At 61.3% G+C, this 22,176-nt stretch carries 26 protein-coding genes; 14 read left to right on the forward strand and 12 right to left on the reverse strand.

Annotated features, from left to right (window positions below):
- Positions 1-16: 16 nt before the first annotated feature.
- Both BMW74_RS14335 and BMW74_RS14340 read right to left on the reverse strand, forming a co-directional pair.
- Complete coding sequence (locus tag BMW74_RS14335; protein ID WP_093421602.1) at positions 17-1,366, reverse strand: NCS2 family permease; 1,350 nt, start codon at positions 1,364-1,366, stop codon at positions 17-19.
- A 274-nt stretch (positions 1,367-1,640) separates the two neighbouring features.
- Positions 1,641-2,087: a MarR family transcriptional regulator gene (locus tag BMW74_RS14340; protein WP_093421607.1), complete on the reverse strand. Its 447-nt coding sequence runs from the start codon at positions 2,085-2,087 to the stop codon at positions 1,641-1,643.
- A gap of 81 nt (positions 2,088-2,168) precedes the next feature.
- Between BMW74_RS14340 and BMW74_RS14345 the strand changes: the two genes are divergently transcribed.
- A complete protein-coding gene (locus BMW74_RS14345; protein ID WP_093421611.1) occupies positions 2,169-3,335 on the forward strand; it encodes an aminotransferase-like domain-containing protein in 1,167 nt (388 codons plus the stop codon).
- A gap of 159 nt (positions 3,336-3,494) precedes the next feature.
- Here the strand turns inward: BMW74_RS14345 and BMW74_RS14350 are convergent, their stop codons facing one another.
- The 5 genes from BMW74_RS14350 to BMW74_RS14370 form a co-directional block, all read right to left on the reverse strand.
- Positions 3,495-3,866 carry a glutathione S-transferase N-terminal domain-containing protein gene (locus BMW74_RS14350; RefSeq protein WP_093421616.1) on the reverse strand — a complete coding sequence of 124 codons (372 nt, stop codon included), beginning with the start codon at positions 3,864-3,866 and terminating at the stop codon, positions 3,495-3,497.
- Between the two features lie 102 nt (positions 3,867-3,968).
- Positions 3,969-4,514: a GTP cyclohydrolase I FolE gene (folE, locus tag BMW74_RS14355; protein ID WP_093421621.1), complete on the reverse strand. Its 546-nt coding sequence runs from the start codon at positions 4,512-4,514 to the stop codon at positions 3,969-3,971.
- A 78-nt stretch (positions 4,515-4,592) separates the two neighbouring features.
- Positions 4,593-5,150: a Smr/MutS family protein gene (locus BMW74_RS14360; protein WP_093421626.1), complete on the reverse strand. Its 558-nt coding sequence runs from the start codon at positions 5,148-5,150 to the stop codon at positions 4,593-4,595.
- A 74-nt stretch (positions 5,151-5,224) separates the two neighbouring features.
- Positions 5,225-5,545 carry a hypothetical protein gene (locus tag BMW74_RS14365; protein ID WP_093421630.1) on the reverse strand — a complete coding sequence of 107 codons (321 nt, stop codon included), beginning with the start codon at positions 5,543-5,545 and terminating at the stop codon, positions 5,225-5,227.
- Between the two features lie 129 nt (positions 5,546-5,674).
- Entirely contained in the window at positions 5,675-6,265 is a 591-nt protein-coding gene (locus tag BMW74_RS14370; RefSeq protein ID WP_093421635.1) for a cysteine hydrolase family protein, read from the reverse strand.
- 238 nt (positions 6,266-6,503) lie between these two features.
- On the opposite strand from BMW74_RS14370, the gene prmB reads away from it, so the two are divergent.
- Positions 6,504-7,412 carry a 50S ribosomal protein L3 N(5)-glutamine methyltransferase gene (prmB, locus tag BMW74_RS14375; protein ID WP_093421640.1) on the forward strand — a complete coding sequence of 303 codons (909 nt, stop codon included), beginning with the start codon at positions 6,504-6,506 and terminating at the stop codon, positions 7,410-7,412.
- A 95-nt stretch (positions 7,413-7,507) separates the two neighbouring features.
- Here prmB and BMW74_RS14380 read toward each other — a convergent pair whose 3' ends face one another.
- Together BMW74_RS14380 and BMW74_RS14385 are read right to left on the reverse strand one after the other, a co-directional pair.
- Positions 7,508-8,299, reverse strand: coding sequence for a hypothetical protein (locus BMW74_RS14380; RefSeq protein WP_093421644.1), 792 nt, complete (start codon positions 8,297-8,299; stop codon positions 7,508-7,510).
- A gap of 99 nt (positions 8,300-8,398) precedes the next feature.
- The gene (locus tag BMW74_RS14385; protein ID WP_093421649.1) at positions 8,399-9,364 is read right to left on the reverse strand and encodes an alpha/beta hydrolase; all 966 of its coding nucleotides are present in this window, start codon (positions 9,362-9,364) and stop codon (positions 8,399-8,401) included.
- Between the two features lie 124 nt (positions 9,365-9,488).
- Here BMW74_RS14385 and aroC point away from each other — a divergent pair, with 124 nt between their 5' ends.
- The 6 genes from aroC (at position 9,489) to BMW74_RS14415 (ending at position 14,223) form a co-directional block, all read left to right on the forward strand.
- Positions 9,489-10,580: a chorismate synthase gene (aroC, locus tag BMW74_RS14390; RefSeq protein ID WP_093421654.1), complete on the forward strand. Its 1,092-nt coding sequence runs from the start codon at positions 9,489-9,491 to the stop codon at positions 10,578-10,580.
- A gap of 34 nt (positions 10,581-10,614) precedes the next feature.
- Positions 10,615-11,760: an MFS transporter gene (locus tag BMW74_RS14395; protein ID WP_093421659.1), complete on the forward strand. Its 1,146-nt coding sequence runs from the start codon at positions 10,615-10,617 to the stop codon at positions 11,758-11,760.
- Positions 11,757-12,377, forward strand: a complete 621-nt coding sequence (locus BMW74_RS14400; RefSeq protein ID WP_093421664.1) for a methylthioribulose 1-phosphate dehydratase — start codon at positions 11,757-11,759, stop codon at positions 12,375-12,377. Before BMW74_RS14395 ends, BMW74_RS14400 begins: the two co-directional genes overlap by 4 nt.
- Before the next feature lie 99 nt (positions 12,378-12,476).
- Positions 12,477-13,022, forward strand: coding sequence for a 1,2-dihydroxy-3-keto-5-methylthiopentene dioxygenase (locus BMW74_RS14405; protein ID WP_093421668.1), 546 nt, complete (start codon positions 12,477-12,479; stop codon positions 13,020-13,022).
- A gap of 4 nt (positions 13,023-13,026) precedes the next feature.
- The gene (mtnC, locus tag BMW74_RS14410) at positions 13,027-13,710 is read left to right on the forward strand and encodes an acireductone synthase (RefSeq protein WP_093421673.1); all 684 of its coding nucleotides are present in this window, start codon (positions 13,027-13,029) and stop codon (positions 13,708-13,710) included.
- A 246-nt stretch (positions 13,711-13,956) separates the two neighbouring features.
- Positions 13,957-14,223: a helix-turn-helix domain-containing protein gene (locus BMW74_RS14415; protein ID WP_093421677.1), complete on the forward strand. Its 267-nt coding sequence runs from the start codon at positions 13,957-13,959 to the stop codon at positions 14,221-14,223.
- 76 nt (positions 14,224-14,299) lie between these two features.
- Here the strand turns inward: BMW74_RS14415 and BMW74_RS14420 are convergent, their stop codons facing one another.
- Both BMW74_RS14420 and BMW74_RS25220 read right to left on the reverse strand, forming a co-directional pair.
- Complete coding sequence (locus BMW74_RS14420; RefSeq protein WP_093421682.1) at positions 14,300-14,572, reverse strand: DUF3509 domain-containing protein; 273 nt, start codon at positions 14,570-14,572, stop codon at positions 14,300-14,302.
- A 299-nt stretch (positions 14,573-14,871) separates the two neighbouring features.
- A complete protein-coding gene (locus BMW74_RS25220; RefSeq protein WP_175479223.1) occupies positions 14,872-15,045 on the reverse strand; it encodes a hypothetical protein in 174 nt (57 codons plus the stop codon).
- Between BMW74_RS25220 and BMW74_RS14425 the strand changes: the two genes are divergently transcribed.
- The 6 genes from BMW74_RS14425 to BMW74_RS14450 all read left to right on the forward strand — a co-directional run bounded on the left by BMW74_RS14425 (position 15,008) and on the right by BMW74_RS14450 (position 21,816).
- Positions 15,008-16,846 (forward strand): long-chain-acyl-CoA synthetase, encoded by a 1,839-nt coding sequence (locus tag BMW74_RS14425; protein WP_093421687.1) that lies wholly within the window; start codon positions 15,008-15,010, stop codon positions 16,844-16,846. The two genes, BMW74_RS25220 and BMW74_RS14425, sit on opposite strands and share 38 nt — an antisense overlap.
- Before the next feature lie 97 nt (positions 16,847-16,943).
- Positions 16,944-17,462 (forward strand): ankyrin repeat domain-containing protein, encoded by a 519-nt coding sequence (locus BMW74_RS14430; protein ID WP_093421693.1) that lies wholly within the window; start codon positions 16,944-16,946, stop codon positions 17,460-17,462.
- Between the two features lie 65 nt (positions 17,463-17,527).
- Positions 17,528-18,058, forward strand: coding sequence for a hypothetical protein (locus tag BMW74_RS14435; protein WP_093421698.1), 531 nt, complete (start codon positions 17,528-17,530; stop codon positions 18,056-18,058).
- A gap of 92 nt (positions 18,059-18,150) precedes the next feature.
- Positions 18,151-18,342: a PLDc N-terminal domain-containing protein gene (locus BMW74_RS14440; protein WP_093421701.1), complete on the forward strand. Its 192-nt coding sequence runs from the start codon at positions 18,151-18,153 to the stop codon at positions 18,340-18,342.
- Positions 18,343-18,561: 219 nt separating this feature from the next.
- Complete coding sequence (speE, locus tag BMW74_RS14445; protein WP_093421706.1) at positions 18,562-19,437, forward strand: polyamine aminopropyltransferase; 876 nt, start codon at positions 18,562-18,564, stop codon at positions 19,435-19,437.
- A 285-nt stretch (positions 19,438-19,722) separates the two neighbouring features.
- Positions 19,723-21,816, forward strand: coding sequence for an LTA synthase family protein (locus tag BMW74_RS14450; protein WP_093421712.1), 2,094 nt, complete (start codon positions 19,723-19,725; stop codon positions 21,814-21,816).
- Between the two features lie 67 nt (positions 21,817-21,883).
- Here the strand turns inward: BMW74_RS14450 and BMW74_RS14455 are convergent, their stop codons facing one another.
- Entirely contained in the window at positions 21,884-22,036 is a 153-nt protein-coding gene (locus BMW74_RS14455) for a DUF3309 family protein (RefSeq protein WP_093421717.1), read from the reverse strand.
- Between the last annotated feature and the right edge of the window lie 140 nt (positions 22,037-22,176).

Here is a 22,176-nt window from a genome sequence, read left to right on the forward strand (position 1 = left end):
GTGACGCCGGTCGCGCTTACAAGAACATGAACTTGGCGATGAAGATCGCGCACAGTGCCCACAGGCTGACCGAGATCTCCTTGTGTTTGCCCGTGCCGGCCTTGAGCACCACGTAGGTGATGAAGCCCAGCGCGATACCGTCGGCCACCGAGAACGTCAGCGGCATCATGATCGCGGTGACAATAGCTGGAATGCTGTCGGTAGCATCATCCCACTTGATGTGTTCCATGCCGCCCATCATCAGCATCGCCACGTAGATCAGCGCACCCGCGGTGGCATAGGCGGGAATCATCCCGGCCAGCGGGGCGAAGAACATCGCGGCGATAAACAGCACGCCCACGGTGACGGCGGTAAGCCCGGTGCGCCCGCCAGCGGCCACGCCGGCGGCACTTTCCACGTAACTGGTGACCGGAGGAACGCCGACCACCGCGCCAAACACGCTGGAAGCACTGTCCGCCTTCATCGCGCGGGAGAGGTTCTCGATCTTGCCATCCGCGCCCACCAGGCCCGCGCGTTGGGCCACGCCCATCAGGGTGCCGGCGGTGTCGAACATATGCACGAAGAGGAAGGCGAGCACCACACTGATCATGCTGACGTTAAACACGCCGGCGACATCCATGGCCATCCAGGTCGGGGCCAGGCTTGGCGGGGCCGACAGGATGCCATTGTAGTGCACCAGGCCCAGGCCCCAGCCGGCGAACGTCACGGTGATGATGCTGATCAGAATCGCGCCGAACACCCGGTGGTAGCTGAGCACCGCAATCATCAGGAAGCAAATCGCCGCGAGCAGCGGGCCAGGCTCGCGCAGATTGCCCAACTTGATCAGGGTGGCTGGGCTGTCGACCACGATGCCGGCGGTTTTCAGGCCGATCAGCCCGAGGAACAAGCCCACGCCAGCTCCCATGGCGTAGCGCAGACTCACCGGGATGCTGTTGAGCAGCCATTCGCGGATCCGCGAGAAGGTCAGGATCATGAACAGCACGCCGGACACAAACACCGCACCCAGCGCGGTTTCCCAGTTGTAGCCCATGGTGCCGACCACGGTGTAGGTAAAGAAGGCGTTCAAGCCCATGCCGGGGGCCAGGCCCACCGGCCAGTTGGCGTACAGGCCCATCAGCAGGCAGCCGAGTGCGGCGGCGATGCAGGTGGCGACGAACGCGGCGCCGTGGTCGATACCGGCGTCAGCCATGATGTTGGGGTTGACGAAGATGATGTAGGCCATGGTGATGAAGGTCGTCAGACCGGCAATCAACTCGGTCTTCACCGTGGTGCCATGCAAACTCAGTTTGAACAAGCGCTCCAGCCAGCCAGTGCGTAACGGCGGCGAGAGATCCAGCGTCGATGCTTCGGATTTGCGGCTTTCCACAGCGATACTCCTCAAGAGTTTTATTGTTATTTCCAGAGCCGGACACGCAAGGTGGGCAGCGGCTCTTTGAGGTATCTGCGAATTTGTTGACCTGTTGGTCAAGAACTCGCGCGAAGCGGATTATGCTTTTGTATACAAATAAAGCAAATAATGTTTTTGGTTTTGTCGACGAAAAGTTTGACGATAGGGATATATCGCCAGGCGGGATGTCTTGGCAGTCACTCGGGAATGGGATCAAGGGTGGGCGCCAGCCTGTTGGCTGGCGCCGGAGTGTTCAGTCAGCGCTGGCGTGGGATTTGCCCAGCGCCTGGTTCACCGCCAGCCAGCCATCCACCGCGGCCTCACCGGCCTCGGCAAACACCCGCTCCAGCAGTTTGACTTGCTCGCGGCGCAGCGACTCTTCAAAGCGCGCACCTTCAGTCGTCAGTTGCAGCAGGCGCTTACGCTTGTCCGCCTCGGACGCAACGCTGTCCACCAGGTGCATTTCCAGCAACTGGCGCAGCGGCATGTTCAGCGCCTGTTTACTGACCCCCAACAGTGCCAGCAACTCTTTGACGCTCAAGGTCGGGTAGCGGGCGATAAAGAACACAATGCGCTGATGCACCCGGCTCAGGCCGCGACGTTCAAGCATCTCATCGGCCTTGGCGGTGAATGCCTGGTAGCCGAAGAAAAACGCTTCCATGGCGGCTTGCTGGGTGCTTTGGTGTTTAAGGTCAAGCATATTGACGTATCTGCTCAGACTGGCGTAATTTCGGTCAAGTAGTTTGACTTAATTCCCTTGGCCTTTGCTACCGGTGACCCTATGGCTTTTTCCGAACGTGTCTCGCGCCTTAAAAGTTCTTTGATCCGTGAAATCCTCGCCGCGGCGCAACGCCCGCAGGTGATGTCATTTGCCGGTGGTTTGCCTGCAGAGGCGATGTTGCCAAAGGTGCAATGGGCTGACATGCCAGTGTCCATGGGGCAATACGGCATGAGTGAAGGCGAACCGGCCCTGCGCGAGGCCCTGGCTGCCGAGGCCCGGGCCCTGGGCGTGCCCTGTGAGGCGAGCCAGGTGCTGGTGGTCAGCGGTTCCCAGCAAACCCTGGATTTGGCGGCCAAGTTGTACATCGACAAAGGCACCGAGATCCTGCTGGAGGCGCCGACCTACCTGGCGGCGCTGCAAATTTTCCAATTGTTCGGTGCCGACTGCCTGACAGTGCCGCTGGAAGCGGATGGCCCGAACCTGGTCGAACTGCGCACGCGCCTGGAGCGGCACGCCCCGGCGTTCATCTACTTGATCCCCACTTTCCAGAACCCTTCGGCGGTGCGCTACAGCGAAGCCAAGCGCGATGCCGTGGCAGCGTTGCTGGATGAGTTCGGCGTAACCCTGATCGAAGATGAGCCGTACCGTGAACTGACCTTCGATGGCGGCAGCGCCACGCCGATTGTCAGTCGCCTGAAGAAGGCCAGTTGGATCTACACCGGCACCGTGTCCAAGACCTTATTGCCTGGCTTGCGCGTGGGCTACCTGATTGCCAGCCCGGACCTGTTTCCCCATCTGCTGCGGCTTAAACAGTCGGCGGACCTGCACACCAACCGCGTTGGCCAATGGCAGGCGTTGCAGTGGATCGGCACCGAACAGTTTCGCGAGCACCTGAGTGAGCTGCGGGACTTCTATCGCGTACGACGTGACGGCTTCCAAGCGGCGCTGCAGACGCATTTTGCCGATCTGGCGGACTGGAACGTGCCGCAGGGTGGGCTGTTTTTCTGGCTGAATCTCAAGCAACCGCTGGATACCCGGACGTTGCTCAAGGCGGCGCTGGAGCAGGACGTGGCGTTCATGCCGGGCGAACCGTTCTTCCCGGAACCGGAGCGCAACCTGGGGCACCTGCGGCTGAACTTCAGTCACATCGACCCGGCCCGGTTGGATGAGGGGCTCAAGCGCTTGGCAGCGGTGGTGCGCGAGGCCCAGGCCCGGCAAGCGGCCTGAAGGGCGGTCATGTCAGTCAGTTAGGCGAAACCCGTGGGAGCGAGCCTGCTCGCGATAGCAGGCTGATATTCAACACGGTTGGTGGCTGACACGCCGCTTTCGCGAGCGGGCTCGCTCCTACCGGTTTAGTGCCTAAGCTGACCGGCATTCCAGCAGCGATCAGGCGGCGGCAAATCGCTTGTCCAGGTAATCGATGATCACCTTGGACTCATACATCCAGGTGACTTGGCCGTTTTCTTCGATGCGCAGGCACGGCACCTTGATCTTGCCGCCGTGTTCCAGCAAGGCCTGGCGATCCTGTTCGTTGTTCTTCGCATCTCGCAGGGCGACCGGGACATTCAGGCGACGCAGGGTGCGACGGGTTTTCACGCAGAATGGGCAGGCGTGGAACTGATACAGGGCCAGGCCCTTGGCAGCGGCGTCAACGTCGGCCTGGGCGGCAGCCGGACGCTGCTTTTTGCCGGGGCGGGTGATGAAGTCGATGAAGATAATCAGTTGGCCGAGGCCGACACGAAGCGCTTTGACGAACACGATGTAAGCCTCTTGGGCATTGAATGTGGGCGCGCAGCTTACCTGATTTTTCACAGGCGAAAAAAAACCGGCGATGAACGCCGGTTCTCTTCGTGTCGGGTGTTACTTGATCAGGCTGAGAAACTCGCTGCGGGTGGCCGCATTTTCGCGGAACTCACCGAGCATCACCGAGGTGATCATCGACGAGTTCTGTTTCTCCACACCACGCATCATCATGCACATGTGCTTGGCTTCGATCACCACGGCCACACCCAGGGCACCCGTCACCTGCTGGATCGCGTCGGCGATCTGGCGGCTGAGGTTTTCCTGGATCTGCAGGCGGCGGGCGTACATATCGACGATCCGCGCGACTTTCGACAGGCCCAGCACCTTGCCACTCGGGATATAGGCAACATGGGCCTTGCCGATGAAAGGCAGCAGGTGGTGTTCGCACAACGAGTACAACTCGATGTCCTTGACCAGCACCATTTCACTGTTGTCGGAGCTGAACAAGGCACCGTTGGTGACTTCTTCGAGCGTCTGCTCATAACCGCGGCAGAGGTACTGCATGGCTTTGGCCGCACGCTTTGGCGTGTCGATCAGGCCCTCGCGGGACACGTCCTCGCCCAGTTGGCCGAGAATCGCGGTGTAATTCTGTTCCAGGGACATGAAACTACCTGTGGGATTTTACGCAAAGGGCAAGGGTACGGCGGCAGGCACGGCGCTGCAAGCGTGACGCATCAGCTTTTACTCGTCACGACCTTCCATCATGGTGCGCTTGAGCATCACATAGACGGCTCCGGCACCGCCGTGTCGGGCCTGGCAGGAGGTGAAGCCCAGTACCTGCGAATGCTGGCGCAGCCAGGTGTTGACGTGGCTTTTGATCATCGGCCGCTTGCCGTCCAGGCGCACTGCTTTGCCATGGGTGACACGCACGCAGCGGATTTCGAATTTTGTGGCTTCGGCCAGGAATGCCCAGAGCGTCTCGCGGGCTTTCTCGACGGTCATGCCGTGCAGGTCCAGGCTGCCTTCGAAGGGGATCTGCCCGATCTTCAGCTTGCGCATCTGGCTTTCCTGCACGCCGTCACGGGCCCACATCAGTTCGTCTTCGGGGCCTACGTCAATGACGAACTGGTCGGACAGGCCATCGACGGCGGTCACGTCGGTGCGGATGGTGGCTGCTTGGCGTAGCTTGGCGATCTGCGCCCGGTCGGCCTTGGGTTTGCCGGTCTCGGCGCGATCGTGCTTGATCGGCTTGACGCCTTGGATCGCACTTTTGAACAGGGAAAAATCGTCGTCTTGCATGTCAGCCTCCGCGAAGGGCCGCCAGTTTACCCAAGTCGAGGCAAATCAGGCGCCTAAAACGCGTTGGGCGCGACTCAGTCGTGTTTTTTCATCAGGTGGGCCGCCATGCTCAGTTCGCGGGGTTGGCGCATTCGGCGTCGGCAGCGGCGCCACAGGGCAACACCGATATACAGCAGCAACAGGCCGATGGCCACGATCACCGCCGCCCCCATCGGGCTGGCATTCAGTTCGCCGAGTGCCGGCGTGTGGCCCAACAGGCTGGCCGCACCGGCCATCGCCAGTAGCACGCCGAACGTGGCGAGCAGGGCTGAAATGGTCGCGCCTATGCGATAACGCCAGTTACCTGGCACCTTGGGACGCAAGCGGCGAGCGTCAAATCCATCGGATATCTTCATTCCGACCTTCCTCAATGGGTATCGGCCCTTCGACCGGGAGTTGACGGGGAGGTTCCTGAGGCTAAGACAATTACAGGGAATGAGAGGCTTTAGCGGATGAGCGGCGGGTGCCGCCCATCAAGCCGGTTGTCAGATCAATTCATGGGTTTGCGCCAGGGCGGCGAAGTTGTCGGCCATGATTGCCATTTCCGTCTGCTGCACCTGCTCGGCAGTCAACACGCCGCCTTTGTAAGGCAAATCGCGCGTGGCGCAGGCATCTTCGACCAGGGTGCAGCGAAAACCCAGGTTCTTGGCGGCGCGTACGGTGGTGCTGACGCTGGAGTGACTCATGAAGCCGCAAACGATCAGGTTCTGGGTGCCGCGCTTTTGCAGGAGTTCTTCCAGTTCGGTGCCATGGAAGGCACTGGGCAGAATCTTCTCGATGCGCATTTCATCGTCTAGCGGCTCCAGGCCGCCGATGAACTTGATGCGCTCTTCATTCGGGTCGAACATCCCGCCGACGATACCCTTATGGCTGACATGTACGATTGGCCGTCCACCCTTGCGGGCGGCCGCGAGCAATTGCTTGATGTTATCGACGGCGGCATCAATGCCGGACAGGGCCAAGGGGCCGCTCAGGTACTCTTTCTGGGCATCGATGATCACCAGTGTCGCGCTGGCCAGATTGGCTGGTGCATAGCCACGACCGCTGAGTTGAAACATCGTCTTTGGAACGGACATTCGGGGGCTCCTTCGAATGGGGCTTTTGCGCCATTGTCCTCTGGCTGAGCGGTTCTGTGAACCGCTACCATCGTAGGCACCGTCGTTGCAGGCCTGTAGCCTGTCAAGCGCTGGCGGAATGTTCAACCTGGCGTCGAAAAAACAGATAAATCCGATAGGTGTGCAGGTATTTTTCATTCATCGTCGGGGCAGGCTTAGGCTGTTAGAATCCCCGGTCGTATTTTCAGGAGTTTACCCCGTGATCACTTCCCGTCTGCGCACCTTGCGCGACCATATTCGTTGGGCTGTCAGCCGTTTTCATGGGGAGGATCTGTTTTTCGGCCATGGTACCGACAACGCTTGGGACGAAGCCCGGCAACTGGTCCTCGGTGCGCTGCATCTGCCGTGGGAAATCGCCGACAGCTATCTGGACTGCGCCCTCGAAGAGGACGAGTTGGTGAACCTGCAACGCATGCTCAAGCGCCGCATCGAAGACCGCGTGCCGACCGCTTACCTGTTGGGTGAGGCCTGGTTCTGTGGCATGTCGTTCATCGTCGACGAACGCGTGTTGATCCCGCGTTCGCCGATTGGCGAGCTGATCGAAAAACGCTTCGAACCGTGGCTGGATGCGGCGCCAGCACGAATTCTCGACCTGTGTACGGGCTCCGGTTGCATCGGCATTGCCTGCGCCTACGAGTTCCCGGACGCCGAAGTGGTGCTGGCGGACCTGTCGTTCGAAGCGCTGGAAGTGGCCAATCAGAACATCGAGCGCCACGGTGTCGATGAACGGGTGTACACCGTTCAGGGCGATGGCTTCGACGGGTTGCCGGGGCAGCGCTTCGACCTGATCGTCTCCAACCCGCCCTACGTGGATGCCGAAGACTTCGCCGACATGCCGGATGAATACCAGCACGAGCCGGAACTGGGCCTGGCGTGCGGCGATGATGGCTTGAACCTGGTGCGCCGGATGCTGGCCGAAGCGGCTGATCATCTGACCGAGAAGGGGTTGTTGATCGTCGAAGTGGGCAACAGCCAGGTACACGTCGAAACCCTGTACCCGGAAGTCGATTTCGCCTGGCTGGACTTTGAGCGCGGCGGTCACGGCGTGTTCATGCTCAGCGCCGAGCAGTGCCGTGCGCATCAGGCGCTGTTTGCTTCGCGGGTGTGATCCGGACTGAGCGCCGCGTGTCAGTCAACGTTGCGGTTGACTGACACGCGGCCTCTGCGCCGGCAAGTCGGTCTCGCTCCCACAAGGAGCCAGGCCTAGCGGTGCGTGGCAATCCAGATCAGCAAGCCGGCCTGGAACACTGAGAATGCCACCAGGCACGTGATGGTGAAGCGCAAACCGGTGTCCTCGCGCTTGTAGCGGCTGACTTTTTCTTCCTGCTTCTGCAGTTTGACTTCCTGCTCGGCCAGGTTGCTTTCAGCCTGTTGCAGCATCTGCGCGGCTTCGAGGATTTCCACGAACTGCAGCTTCTCGCTGTTCCAGTCCCCCAGCAGGTCACTGACCTTGCCTTCCTTGACGCTGCCCTTCAGATGCTGCGCATCGGCGTAGACCACATCAAAGCCGTGCATGCGCAGAAAGTGATCGCGGCGCAGGCGGGTGTCCTCGTTGAGGGCGTCCTTGTTGTTCAGGTCCATGCCGTCGACGGTGTAGCTTGACCACTTGCGCTTGGCCCAGGTGATGCCCTGGGCGGCGAGGAAGCGGCCGATGCCACGGTTCATCGGCTCGACCTGCAAGCCGCTGGCGGGCTCGAAACGTACGCGGCGGGCGTCGTGGTCAACCCAGACGTCCAGGTGATTCTGTTCTTTGCGCACCCGTTGGCCAGGCAGGCTGATGCTCATGCGCAACAGGCTGCGGTCGCTGCTGTGGCGCTCGGCATAACCGTACTCGACAAAACGCAGCGGGCGTCCACCCGTCGCCCGATCGGTCTTCAGGGGGGCCAGGCGCAGCAGCTTGTGGTGCTCGGCCTGGACGTCCGACCACGGCAGGTCGGCCACTTCCGGGGCGCTGGCGTCTGGCGCGGTGTCGGGTGAATTCGGGGTATCAGTCATAACGGCAAGATCCTGTCCAAGCTCTGCTGGTCGACGGCCAGTGGGCCGCCGACACAGACTTATCGGCCGTTTTTTCCAGGACTGGAGGGTAACCCCGGCTTAACTGGCGCCAATGGCGTCAATAAAGCTGATAATTCGCGTACCCAACTCGGCGGCCAGCGGCAGTTGCGGGTCTTTGTAGGAGGCGAGTTGATGCTTGATGTCGTTGGGGACGATACGCATCACGTGGTTCATGCCCTCGATCACGGCCAACTGCGCATCGGGCTTGGCGGCCTTGAGCCGCCGGGCATCGTCGACGCCGACTTGGATGTCGCTGCTGCCCTGGATGATCAGTGCTGGCATCTGCAGGCGGGCGAAGGCGGCGGCGGGGTCCTGGCGAAACAGGGTGATCAGGTAGGGCTGCACGCTGGGGCGGAAGATCGGCTGCAGCGGTGACGGTACATCGGCGTCCACCCGACCGGCCTTCAAGCTGTCCAGCAGCTCATTGCTGCGCAGCAGCAAACGGGGTGGCAGTTGGTTGCTTAATTGCTGGCGTATCACTTGATCCACCGGCCGGCCACTGCCGGACAGGGAAATCACGGCGGCAGCATCCACCTGGGGGGCGGCGAGGGTGGCGATCAATGCGCCTTCGCTGTGGCCCAGCAGAATCAATGGGCCCAGTTGCGGATCGCGCTTGAGCTGTTTGCCCCAGGCCACCGCGTCGGCCACATAGGCGTCAAATGTCAGGTTGCGCTCATCCGGGGTCGCCGCCAGGCTCGCCGCCACGCCGCGCTTGTCGTAGCGCACGCTGGCGATGTTGTGCTTGGCCAGCAGCCAGGCCAGGCGCTTGAGGCTATCGTTGTTGCCACCGTCGGGGTTGTTGCCGTTGCGATCGGTCGGGCCAGATCCTGCAATGATCAGCACCACCGGTACCGGCGTATCGGATTGGGGCAACAGCAGGGTGCCGAACAGCTCGCCGCTGCCGGTATCCAGCGTGACCGGGCGTTGCAGGACAGCGGCTTGGGCTGTCGTGCACAGCAGGCCGGCAAACAGGGTAAGGCTCAGGACAATCACTCGCAGCATCATCAAGCCACCATTGAGTAGGTGCCGGTTGGACTCGCAGGCTGCCTAAAGGTTCGAGGATGAACTACTGAACGAGCCTGCGTATACTGGCGCGCACTTAGTTCAGCGATTTCACGGAGCGCTCCGCATGTCCGGCAATACCTACGGCAAGCTGTTCACTGTCACCACCGCGGGCGAGAGCCATGGTCCGGCGTTGGTCGCCATTGTCGACGGCTGCCCGCCGGGCCTGGAGTTGTCCCTGGACGACTTGCAGCGTGACCTCGACCGCCGCAAGCCCGGCACCAGCCGCCACACCACCCAGCGCCAGGAAGCCGACGAAGTCGAAATCCTCTCGGGCGTGTTCGAAGGCCGCACCACCGGGTGCGCCATTGGCCTGCTGATTCGCAACACCGACCAGAAGTCCAAGGACTACTCGGCCATCAAGGACCTGTTCCGCCCGGCCCACGCCGACTACACCTACCACCACAAGTACGGCGAGCGCGACTACCGCGGCGGCGGCCGCAGCTCGGCCCGGGAAACCGCGATGCGCGTGGCCGCGGGGGCGATTGCGAAGAAGTACCTGGCCACCCAGGGCATCGTGATCCGGGGCTACATGAGCCAGCTCGGGCCGATCGAAATCCCGTTCAAGAGCTGGGATTCGGTGGAGCAGAACGCCTTCTTCAGCCCTGACCCGGACAAGGTGCCAGAGCTTGAGGCCTACATGGACCAGTTGCGCCGTGACCAGGATTCGGTCGGCGCGAAGATCACCGTGGTCGCCGAAGGCGTGATGCCGGGCCTGGGAGAGCCGATCTTCGACCGCCTGGACGCCGAACTGGCCCATGCGCTGATGAGCATCAACGCAGTCAAGGGCGTGGAAATTGGCGCCGGGTTCGCCAGCGTGGCGCAGCGCGGTACCGAACACCGTGATGAGATGACCCCGCAGGGTTTCCTCAGCAACAACGCGGGCGGCATCCTCGGTGGTATCTCTTCCGGCCAGCCGATCGTGGCCCACCTGGCGCTCAAGCCGACATCGAGCATCACCACCCCGGGCCGCTCCATCGACATCCACGGCAACCCGGTGGATGTGATCACCAAGGGCCGTCACGATCCGTGCGTCGGGATCCGCGCCACACCGATTGCCGAGGCGATGATGGCCATCGTGCTGATGGACCACTTGCTGCGCCATCGCGGCCAGAACGCCGACGTGCGTGTCAGCACCCCGGTGCTGGGTCAACTGTGATGCCGGGCCCTGAGGTCGCCGCGGTCTGAAGGCCGTGGCGGCGCTGCCGTACTGGCGGCTATCGAGTTTCTATCTGTTCTACTTCGCCTTGCTCGGGTCGACGGCGCCGTTCCTGGCGTTGTACTTCAATCACCTGGGCTTCAGCGCGGCACGCATCGGCGAACTGGTGGCCATCCCGATGCTGATGCGCTGTGTCGCCCCCAATATCTGGGGCTGGCTCGGTGACCACACGGGCCGGCGCCTGGCCATCGTGCGCTTTGGCGCAATCTGTACGCTGCTGACGTTCTCGCTGATCTTCTTCAGCAACAGCTACGCCTGGCTGGCGATGGTCATGGCCCTGCACGCGTTCTTCTGGCACGCGGTGCTGCCGCAGTTCGAAGTCATCACCCTGGCACACTTGCAAGGGCAAACCGCGCGCTACAGCCAGATTCGCCTGTGGGGCTCGATTGGTTTCATCATCACCGTGGTCGCCCTGGGGAAACTGTTCGAATGGCTGAGCCTGGATATCTACCCGGTGGCGCTGGTGGTGATCATGGCCGGGATTGTCATCAGCAGCCTGTGGGTGCCCAACGCCCAGCCGGTGCAAGGCCCGCGGCTGGTGGGCGAGGGCTTTGTCAAACAGCTGCGCAGCCCCGGGGTGCTGGCGTTTTATGGCTGCGTGGCGCTGATGCAGATGAGCCATGGACCGTATTACACCTTCCTGACCCTGCACCTCGAACGCCTGGGTTACAGCCGTGGTGTGATTGGCCTTTTATGGGCCCTGGGCGTGGTGGCCGAAGTCTTGATGTTCCTGTGCATGAGCAAGATCCTGGCGCGGTTTTCGGTGCGCCGGGTGCTGATGGCCAGTTTCCTGTTGGCGGCGTTGCGCTGGTTGTTGCTGGGCTCGTTCGCCGAGTACCTGTGGGTGCTGCTGCTCGCGCAGGTGTTGCACGCGGCCACCTTCGGCAGCTTTCACGCCGCTGCCATCCATTTCGTGCAACGTAGCTTCGGCGCGCGCCAGCAGGGCCAGGGCCAGGCGTTCTATGCCGCACTGGCCGGCACCGGCGGGGCGTTGGGCGCGTTGTACTCCGGCTACAGCTGGAATGCCCTGGGTGCCACCTTGACCTTTAGTATTGCCAGTCTCGCAGCCCTGGCTGCAGCCGTTATCATTGCCACACGTATGCAAGAGGATCGGCCATGAGCCTTACCCGTGAACAGCTCGCTCAGCAGATCATCGACGCCGGGCGTTTTTTGTATGGCCGCGGCTGGTCGCCGGCCACCAGCAGCAATTATTCGGTACGACTGTCGGCGAGCGAAGCGCTGTTGACCGTCTCCGGCAAGCACAAGGGGCAACTGGCGGCGGACGACGTGCTGGCCACCGACCTGGCCGGCAACAGCCTGGAGCCGGGCAAGAAGCCTTCCGCCGAAACCCTGTTGCACACCCAGTTGTACCGCTGGCGTGCCGACATCGGCGCGGTATTGCACACCCATTCGGTGAATGCCACGGTGTTGTCGCGGTTGCTGCGCAGCGATTCGATCACGTTTGAAGACTATGAGCTGCAAAAGGCCTTCAGCGGGATCGCCACCCATGAATCCAAAGTGCGCGTGCCGATCTTCGACAATGACCAGGACATTCAGCGCCTGGCCTCAAGGGTCCAGCCCTGGCTGGAGGCCCACCCCGACTGCGTTGGCTACCTGATCCGCGGCCATGGCCTGTACACCTGGGGGCCGACGATGAACGACGCCCTGCGACAGATCGAAGCCTTTGAGTTCCTGTTTGAATGCGAGCTGAAAATGCGCGCCTTGAGCCACCGTTAAGGCCTGCCTTAGCCCCACTCCCCACCGCCTGATGCAACGCGTTGCCCTACCGGCCTGCAAAAGCCGGACGCCAGCGCCGCCAACCGAGGAATTGCCAGTATGAGCAGCCTGTCCGTTTACCATGTATCCAGCCCGGACCTGCCGAACAAGGTCCTGACCCACTTCGAGGACATCGCGTCCACCCTGGCCGAGCACGGCGTGCGTTTCGACCGCTGGCAAGCGGCGGCGAAGATCCAGCCCGGCGCCAGCCAGGAAGAGGTGATCGCGGCCTATCGTGTGCAGATCGATCAACTGATGAGCGAGCGTGGCTACATCACCGTCGACGTCATTAGCCTCAACAGTGATCACCCGCAAAAAGCCGAGTTGCGCGCCAAGTTCCTCGACGAGCACCGCCACGGCGAGGATGAAGTGCGTTTCTTCGTCGCCGGTCGTGGCCTGTTCACCCTGCACATCGGCGATTACGTGTACGCCGTGTTGTGCGAGAAGAACGACCTGATCTCCGTCCCCGTCGGCACCCCGCATTGGTTCGACATGGGCGAGCACCCGCACTTCGTGGCCATCCGCCTGTTCAACAACCCTGAAGGCTGGGTCGCCGATTTCACTGGGGAAGACATCGCCAGCCGCTTCCCACGCCTGGAGGACTAAGCCCATGACCATCAAGGCCATTCTCACCGACATCGAAGGCACCACCAGCGCCGTCAGTTTTGTCTTCGACGTGCTGTTCCCCTACGCCGCCCAGCACCTGCCGGCGTTTGTCCGCCAGCACGCGCAGCGAGCCGACGTTGCCGAGCAACTGGACGCGGTGCGCCGCGACAGCGCCGAGCCGGATGCCGATGTGGAACGGGTGATCGAGATTCTCTTGGGCTGGATCGCCGAGGACCGCAAAGCCACACCGCTCAAAGCCTTGCAGGGGATGGTCTGGGCGCAGGGCTATCAGGCCGGGCAACTCAAAGGCCATGTCTACCCGGATGCGGTCGACGCGTTAAAACGCTGGCACCAGGCCGGTTATCAATTGTTTGTCTACTCGTCCGGCTCGATCCAGGCGCAGAAGCTGATTTTCGGCTGCTCCGAGGCCGGAGACTTGACGCCGTTGTTCAGTGGCTACTTTGACACCACGTCAGGGGCCAAGCGCGAGGCGAGTGCCTACCAGCGCATCAGCCAGTCCATTGGCTGCTCGGCTGAGCAGATTCTGTTCCTGTCCGATATCGTCGAAGAACTCGACGCCGCCCAACTCGCCGGGATGGCCACTTGTGGCCTGGTGCGGGATGGCGGGGAATTGGCCGGGCATCTCACTGTCACGACCTTTGCGCAGATTGACCCGGCACACTTTTGAAGGACGCGGCTGACTGAAAGATCCTAGGCTTCAGTCGGCCAATTCAGTGGAATAACCCTGCTATCCGCCAAGCGCCTGTAGGACATGTAGGAAGTTGCCTGTTGATAAGTCAGGCATCACTGTTTGTGCTTTTACCGGCTTGTTTAATCTCCTCGCTATGTAACTCTTTTGCCCTGAAACACATGCGCTTGCCCGGACCATCACGGTTCGGCATGAGGGTTATCAACGTCTAGGAGGTGAGGGGGAATGAACAGCGTCGTTGGCGATACCGAGCCTGTAGTGACGCTCGTCAAGCAGCGGCATGGGAGTCTGGCGGGCCGGCCGCTGAGCGAGAAGGAATTGGAGATACTGCGCTGGGCCAGGCAGGGTAAAACCGTGTGGGAGATCAGCGTTATCCGCGCCATTTCTCCGAGTACGGTGAAGTTTCACCTGGGCAGAATCTACGTCAAGCTGCAGGTCAGCAACCGCGCCCAGGCCGTGGGTGTGGCACTCAAGCGTGGGCTGCTCGGCTGAAACCAAAAAAAGGACCGCCAAGCGCAAGGCCGGGCGGTCCAAAGGGAATTCTCGGGTAGCGCCGCAGCGCTCAGGCCTAGTGGTAGGTCGGCAAGGCAAACCGATGCTGGCTTTGCAGCATGGAGATGTTCGGCAGTTCGCTGGCCTGTTCGGCCAGGTCGCGGCGAATGGCACTGATTGCCCAGGACAACTGATCGCCGCAATGCAGTTGGGCGTAGGAAATCGAACGCTTGAACACCTTGCCTTCACTGCTACGCAACGTCAGCAGAATCCCGCCGTCAGGCCGAGCCTGGGTGGTGACGTCGAAGTGGGAGAACAGGGACGAAAATTTTTCCTGGATCAGGTTCATGTCGATCAACTCCGTGTGCACATGAATGGCAGCATGGAGAGGTAGTTGCACTGATTGTGCCAGCATGAATATTTAAATAATTCCTCTAAAATCAATTAGTTATATGTCTTGATGATTTGTGTCGTCGTGCATTCTGCATGAATGGCCATCGTGCATCTTGCAATTTGCGTGATCGCCGCCGGCCCATCACCGCGGCAGTGCCGGCGTGGTCGACGGCCGCGCCCGGATACAAAACATTTCAAAAACCGCGTGTACAGCCCGGGAACCCCTGGCGTACTTTTTGCCCTGTCGTCAGGCACTCACGCCGCGCCTGCATGCTGCGCCGCGAGGTTGGCGTCGTTTCTCATCCAGGGATGAAGTTGCCCGAACACCTCGAACACCTGTTCGCCCGACAATAACAAGATGGCCAGATGCGAAGGGCCAACCGGGAGCACCATGAGCAGCACACCAAGCGACACGATTACCTGGGGCATGATGCTCCGTAAGTTGCCGTCCATCGTCAAAGCCCTGCCGCGTGTGGTCCGGGGCATGAAAGCCGCCAACGTCAAACAGCCAGACCAGCCCTGCGGCCTGGCGTTCACCTTCGAGCAAGCCAGCGCTCGCAACCCCGACGGCCCGGCGCTGATGCAGGGGACGGTCAGCCTCAGCTATTCACAGGTCAATCAGTGGGCCAACCGCATCGCCCATTACTTGATCAGCCAGGGCGTCGGCAAGGGCGACGTGGTGGGGGTGTTCATCGAGAACCGCCCCGAACTGTTGGTGACGGTGCTGGCGGTGGCCAAGGTGGGCGCCGTCAGTGCCATGCTCAACACTTCGCAAACCCAGCAGGCGCTGGTGCACAGCATCAACCTGGTCAAGCCGGTGGCCATTGTGGTGGGGGCGGAACTGGTCAATGCCTACGGCGCCATTCGTCAGCAGGTGGCCATCGCCGACGCGAGGACCTGGTGGGTGGCCGACCAGGACACCTTCAGCGATCCAGGTCAGGCGCCAGCCGGTTTCATCAACCTGATGCGCGCCAGTGCCGATGGCCTCACCGAGAACCCGGCCAGCAGCCAGCAGATTTACCTGGACGACCCTTGTTTCTACATCTACACCTCTGGCACCACTGGCCTGCCCAAGGCCGGGGTGTTCAAGCACGGGCGCTGGATGCGCAGCTCTGCCAGCTTCGGCATGATTGCCCTGGATATGGCCCCGGACGATATCGTCTATTGCACCTTGCCGCTGTATCACGCCACCGGCCTGTGCGTGTGCTGGGGTTCGGCGATATGCGGGGCGTCGGGGTTCGCCATCCGCCGCAAGTTCAGCGCCAGCCAGTTCTGGAACGATGTGCGCAAGTACCGCGCCACCACCCTGGGCTATGTCGGCGAGTTGTGCCGTTACCTGATCGATCAACCGCCCAGCAGTGATGATCGCGATAACACCGTGCGCAAGATGATTGGCAATGGCCTGCGTCCAGGCGTCTGGGGCGAGTTCAAGCAGCGCTTCGGGGTCAGCCACATTTGCGAGCTGTACGCGGCGAGCGACGGCAATATCGGCTTTTCCAACATCCTGAACTTCGATAACACCGTCGGTTTTTCGTTGATGTCCTGGGAACTGGTGGAATACGCCCACGACACCAGCGAGCCGATTCGCAACGGCCAGGGTTTCATGCAGAAAGTCGGCAAGGGCCATCAGGGCCTGTTGCTGGCGAAGATCGACGACAAAGCTCCGTTGGACGGCTACACCGACCCGCAGAAGACCGCCAAGGTCGTGCTCCACGATGTGTTCGAGAAGGGCGATCGCTACTTCAACACCGGCGACCTGCTGCGCAATATCGGTTTTGGCCATGCGCAGTTCGTCGACCGCCTGGGCGATACCTATCGCTGGAAGGGCGAGAATGTGTCCACGACCGAGATGGAAAACATCCTGCTGCAACACCCGCATATTGCCGAGGCGGTGGTCTATGGCGTGGAGATCAGCAATACCAATGGCCGCGCCGGCATGGCGGCGATCACGCCGGCCGAATCCCTGGCCACCCTGGATTTCAGCGAACTGCTCAGCTTTGCCCGGCAGCAGATGCCCGCGTATGCGGTGCCGCTGTTCTTGCGGGTGAAGGTGAAGATGGAGACCACGGGCACCTTCAAGTACCAGAAGACCCGGCTCAAGGCCGAGGCCTTCGATCCAGACAAAGCCGGGGACGATCCGATCTATGCCTGGCTACCGGGTTCGGACACCTATGTGCAGATCACCGAGCAAGTGCTGGCAGACATCCACGGCGGCAAGTTTCGTTATTGAGTGCGGCTATGGCGGCTGAAGAGAAAAAAGGGATGACAGGCACCGGGCCGCTTGAGGACACTAGCGGCCTTGCGATTGACCGAAGATGGAGTCCCCAATGTCAGACAAATCCCGCCAGATGTCCCCGGAAGAAGCCGCGGAGTTTGCCGAACAGGTTTTCAACAAGGCCCGCGATGGCGATGCCGCGATGCTCGCGGCCCTGCTGAGCAAGGGCCTGCCGCCGAACCTGCGCAACCACAAGGGCGACACCCTGCTGATGCTGGCCGCCTACCATGGCCATGTCGATGCGGTGAAAGTGTTGCTTGAGCACAACGCCGACCCGGAGATTCGTAACGAGAACGGCCAGAGTCCGATTGCCGGCGCGGCATTCAAGGGCGACCTGGCGGTTGTCAGCGCCTTGGTTGACGGCGGTGCCGAGGTCGAGGGTTCATCCTTTGATGGGCGTACGGCGCTGATGATGGCGGCGATGTTCAACCGCACGGCCATCGTCGATTACCTGATCAGCAAGGGCGCGGACCCCAAGGCCAAGGACGCCAATGGCATCACCGCACTGGATGCGGCCAAGACCATGGGCGCGGCCGATACCCTCGCGCAGCTAAGCAAGCTGGTCGGCTGATTTCGGCATCTGTCTTGGAATGCGCTATCCTGCGCGCCCCCAAAACCCTAGCCACAGGATCTGCCATGAACGCCGCACTCATCGAACTCATCAGCAAAATCAGCTCCGGCTGCATGAGCGAGGCGGAAATTGCGCAGATCGCCGACGAAGCCGCACAGGCTTACGCCGATCCCGCGGCTTTCCTGACGGCCAACCCAGACATCAACTACGACGACACTTTCCCGATACCGTTGGGGGAGTGGGTCGTGGTCGGCAGCCTGCCAGAAACCGTGCTGTTCCAGGCCGATAGCTACATGGACCTGTTTGCGCAGATCGTTGCCTCGTTTGGCCCGGGCGTGGCGTTCAACATCAAGCCCAAGCAGTTGGCCAAGACTGAGGCGCTGACGGCACTCAATCGCATCCAGATCCAGATGGGCAGCATGAACCCGGACAATGGCGGCTATACGCTGATCAACTTCAGCCAGTTGCTCGACGACGAGATCCAGGTCGTGCTGGTCTATGGCAACGACGTGCCACGGGTGCTGGAGCTGTGTGCCCAGGTCGGGATTAGCGCAGCGCCGTCCCTGGAAGCGCTGAAAGTGGCTGTCCACGTCTAGCGCCATTGCGACGTCCCGCGTAATAAAACGGAACCCCTGCCAGAGCCGACTATCCTAAGTGGGAGTGTCTTCTCTTGTTCAGGAGTAACACCATGGGCTCTACCTTTAACGGCCTGGTCGGCCTGATCATCCTCGCGCTGGATATCTGGGCGATCATCAACGTCCTCAAAAGCAGCGCCGAGATCGGGATGAAAATCATCTGGGTGTTGTTGATCCTGCTGCTGCCGGTGCTGGGCTTGATCATCTGGGCCATCGCCGGTCCGCGGGGCAATGTGCGGTTTTGATACGACGACTGAATTCAACCGATACCCACTGTGGGAGCGAGCCTGCTCGCGAAGGCTGTGGGTCAGGCCGCATCAGTGTCGACTGATGCGGCCTCTTCGCGAGCAGGCTCGCTCCCACAGGATCGTGTCAAAACCGATCACTGAGGTTCGACCTGTCATGTCCGGCGACGTAGAATGCGCGCCTTTGCGTTGCCCCTCGCATTCACCGGAGCACTTCCCATGAGCACTACCCCAACCAGCGAATACCTGGAAACCCTCTACGAAGGCTACGGCCAGCGTTTTGGCATGGACAAACTGCTGCACGAAGTGCGCACCGAACACCAGCACCTGGTGATTTTCGAGAACTCGCGCATGGGCCGGGTGATGGCGCTGGACGGTGTGATCCAGACCACCGAGGCCGATGAGTTCATCTATCACGAGATGCTGACCCATGTGCCGATCCTGGCGCACGGCGCGGCCAGGCGTGTGTTGATCATCGGCGGCGGTGACGGCGGCATGCTGCGCGAAGTGGCCAAGCACCGCGGTGTCGAGCACATCACCATGGTCGAGATCGACGGCACCGTGGTCGATATGTGCAAGGAGTTCCTGCCCAACCACTCCAAGGGGGCGTTCGATGACCCACGCCTGAACCTGGTGATCGACGACGGCATGCGGTTTGTCGCCACCACCGAGGAAAAGTTCGACGTCATCATTTCCGACTCCACCGACCCGATTGGTCCTGGCGAAGTGCTGTTCTCGGAGAACTTCTACCAGGCGTGCCGCCGTTGCCTGAATGAAGGCGGCATCCTGGTGACCCAGAACGGCACGCCGTTCATGCAGATCGAAGAAGTCAAGACCACCGCCGGCCGCCTGCGCAGCCTGTTTCCGGACTGGCACTTCTACCAGGCCGCCGTGCCGACCTACATCGGCGGCGCCATGACCTTTGCCTGGGGCGCGACCGACACCGCGTACCGCACACTGTCGCGCGATACCCTGCGCCAGCGTTTCGCCGGCAGCGGCATCGTCACGCGCTACTACAACCCGGAAATCCACATCGGCGCCTTCGCCTTGCCGCAATACGTGCTGCAAGCGGTGAACAAGCCCAGCAACGACTAAGCTGCGCCGGGTGGCGTCAGTTAATGCATGAAACCTGTGGGAGCGAGCCCGCTCGCGAAGACGGCGTCAGTCACTGTCGAGGTGGCTGGACGGGTCTCTTCGCGAGCGGGCTCGCTCCCACATGAGTTTGCTTGACCGGCAGGTATTGGCGTGCACCGGCGGTTTTTTGTGTTTCGAGATATGCTTTGTACGAAATTTTCACAAAGCCTCCAAGACAATTCGCCCGCGCAATATTGCCGCGAGTACATCTTTGCAACCTCAACCTCCAATGGGTCCTGAAACGACATGGCAAACCCGGACGCCCTGAGTCAGCAGCGAGCTACGAATCGCTTGCTGCAACCGACCGTCAAATCCCATCTGGCTTATACGCTGCTCTGCGCCCTGGTCATGATGGTGATGCTCTCCCTGCTGCGCGTTGCGCTGCTGGTCTACAACCGGGAGATGATCCTCAATACACCGGCTTCGACTTTCCTTGAAGCCTTCGCCAACGGCCTGCGTTTCGACTTGCGCCTGGTGGTCTACCTCAGCATTCCGCTGCTGCTGGCACTGTTCAGCGTGCGGGCGATGGCGGCCCGTGGCCTGTTCCGGTTGTGGCTGACCGTGGTCTCCAGCGCTGCGCTGTTCCTCGGCCTGATGGAGATGGACTTCTACCGCGAGTTCCACCAGCGCCTCAACGGCCTGGTCTTCCAGTATGTGAAGGAAGACCCGAAAACCGTGATGAGCATGCTCTGGTACGGTTTTCCGGTGGTGCGCTACCTGCTGGCCTGGGTCGTGGGCACCTGGCTGTTGAGCCTGGCGTTCAAGGGCGCTGACCGTGCGACCCGTCCCCGTGGTCCGTTCAGCGGAGGCACCGTCAGCACCCGCCAGGTGGCGCCGTGGTACATGCGCACCGCGGTGTTCGTGGTCTGCCTGCTGATCTGCGTGGTCGCTGCCCGTGGCACCCTGCGCCAGGGCCCGCCAATGCGTTGGGGTGACGTGTACACCACCGACTCGAACTTCGCCAACCAGTTGGGCCTCAATGGCACCCTGCAACTGGTCGCGGCGGCGAAAAGCCGCATGTCCGAAGATCGCGACAACATCTGGAAGGCCACGTTGCCACAGCCTGAAGCACAGAAAATCGTGCGCGAGATGCTGGTGATGCCGGACGACAAGCTGGTGGATGCCGACGTCGCCGCCGTACGTCGTGACTACACGCCGCCGGCCGACAAGACCCTGCCGATCAAGAACGTTGTGGTCATCCTGATGGAAAGCATGGCCGGTCACTCGGTCGGTGCCCTGGGCGCGTCGGGTAACATCACGCCGTACCTGGACAAACTGTCCACCGAAGGCCTGCTGTTCGACCGCTTCTTCTCTAACGGCACCCATACCCACCAGGGTATGTTCGCCACCATGGCCTGCTTCCCGAACCTGCCGGGCTTTGAGTACCTGATGCAGACGCCTGAAGGCAGCCACAAGCTGTCGGGCCTGCCGCAACTGCTCAGCGCCCGCAAGTATGACGACGTGTATGTCTACAACGGCGATTTTGCCTGGGACAACCAGTCGGGCTTCTTCAGCAACCAGGGCATGACCAACTTCATCGGCCGCAACGATTTCGTCAACCCGGTGTTCTCCGACCCGACGTGGGGCGTGTCCGACCAGGACATGTTCGACCGCGGCCTGGTAGAGCTCAAGGCGCGCGAAAACGGCAAGCCGTTCTATGCCTTGCTGCAAACCTTGTCCAACCACACGCCGTACGCGCTGCCGAGCCCGTTGCCGGTTGAGCCTGTCACCAACCGTGGCAGCCTCAACGAGCACTTGACCGCCATGCGCTACTCCGACTGGGCGCTGGGGCAGTTCTTCGAGAAGGCCCGCAAGGAGCCGTACTTCAAGGAAACCCTGTTCGTCATCGTCGGTGACCACGGCTTTGGCAACCAGCGCCAGATCACCGAAATGGACCTGGGTCGCTTCAACGTGCCGATGCTGATGATTGCACCGGGCATCCAGGAGAAGTTCGGCAAGCTGGACCACACCGTGGGCACTCAGATCGACATCGTGCCGACCATCATGGGTCGCCTGGGTGGCGAAGTGCGTCACCAATGCTGGGGACGCGACCTGCTCAACCTGCCAGAAGGCGACACCGGTTTTGGTGTGATCAAGCCATCGGGCAGCGAGCAGACCACGGCGATCATCACGGCCGACCAGATCCTCGTATTGCCCAAGGAAAAGGACATGGCGCCGAAGATGTACCAGTACCAACTGGGTGCCAATCCCCACGCCGAAGTGGTGCCGGATGCCCCGCGTACCGCCGAGATGAAACAGAAGCTCGAAGCGTTCCTGCAAACGGCGACCAAGAGCCTGCTGGACAACACCGCCGGTGTGGTCAACGGCACGCCTAACTGAGTCGGGTGTAGGTTCCAAGCGTTAGTCGGTAAATGAAACGCCACCCCTAGGGGTGGCGTTTTTTTGGTCATATCCTGCCCAGTAGCAGCAGCACCAGTAGCACCACCACGACCACGCCGAGGACGCCCGATGGGCCATAACCCCAGCTTTTGGAGTGCGGGAAGACCGGCAGGCCACCGATCAGTAGGAGGATCAAGATAACCAGAAGAATGGTGCCCATGCGGTGTTCCTTGTTTGACGTGGATGGAGCAACAGGCTCGGTAGGAGCAATCCGAGCGGCTTAAGGGTTCCGACTGGTGCGCGGGGCAGAAGATTCAATGTTTCTTCATCTCGAACCGGTGGGTGGGTGACGCCGGGGGA

This window comes from Pseudomonas sp. ok272 (genome assembly GCF_900109995.1).
Classification (GTDB): domain Bacteria; phylum Pseudomonadota; class Gammaproteobacteria; order Pseudomonadales; family Pseudomonadaceae; genus Aquipseudomonas.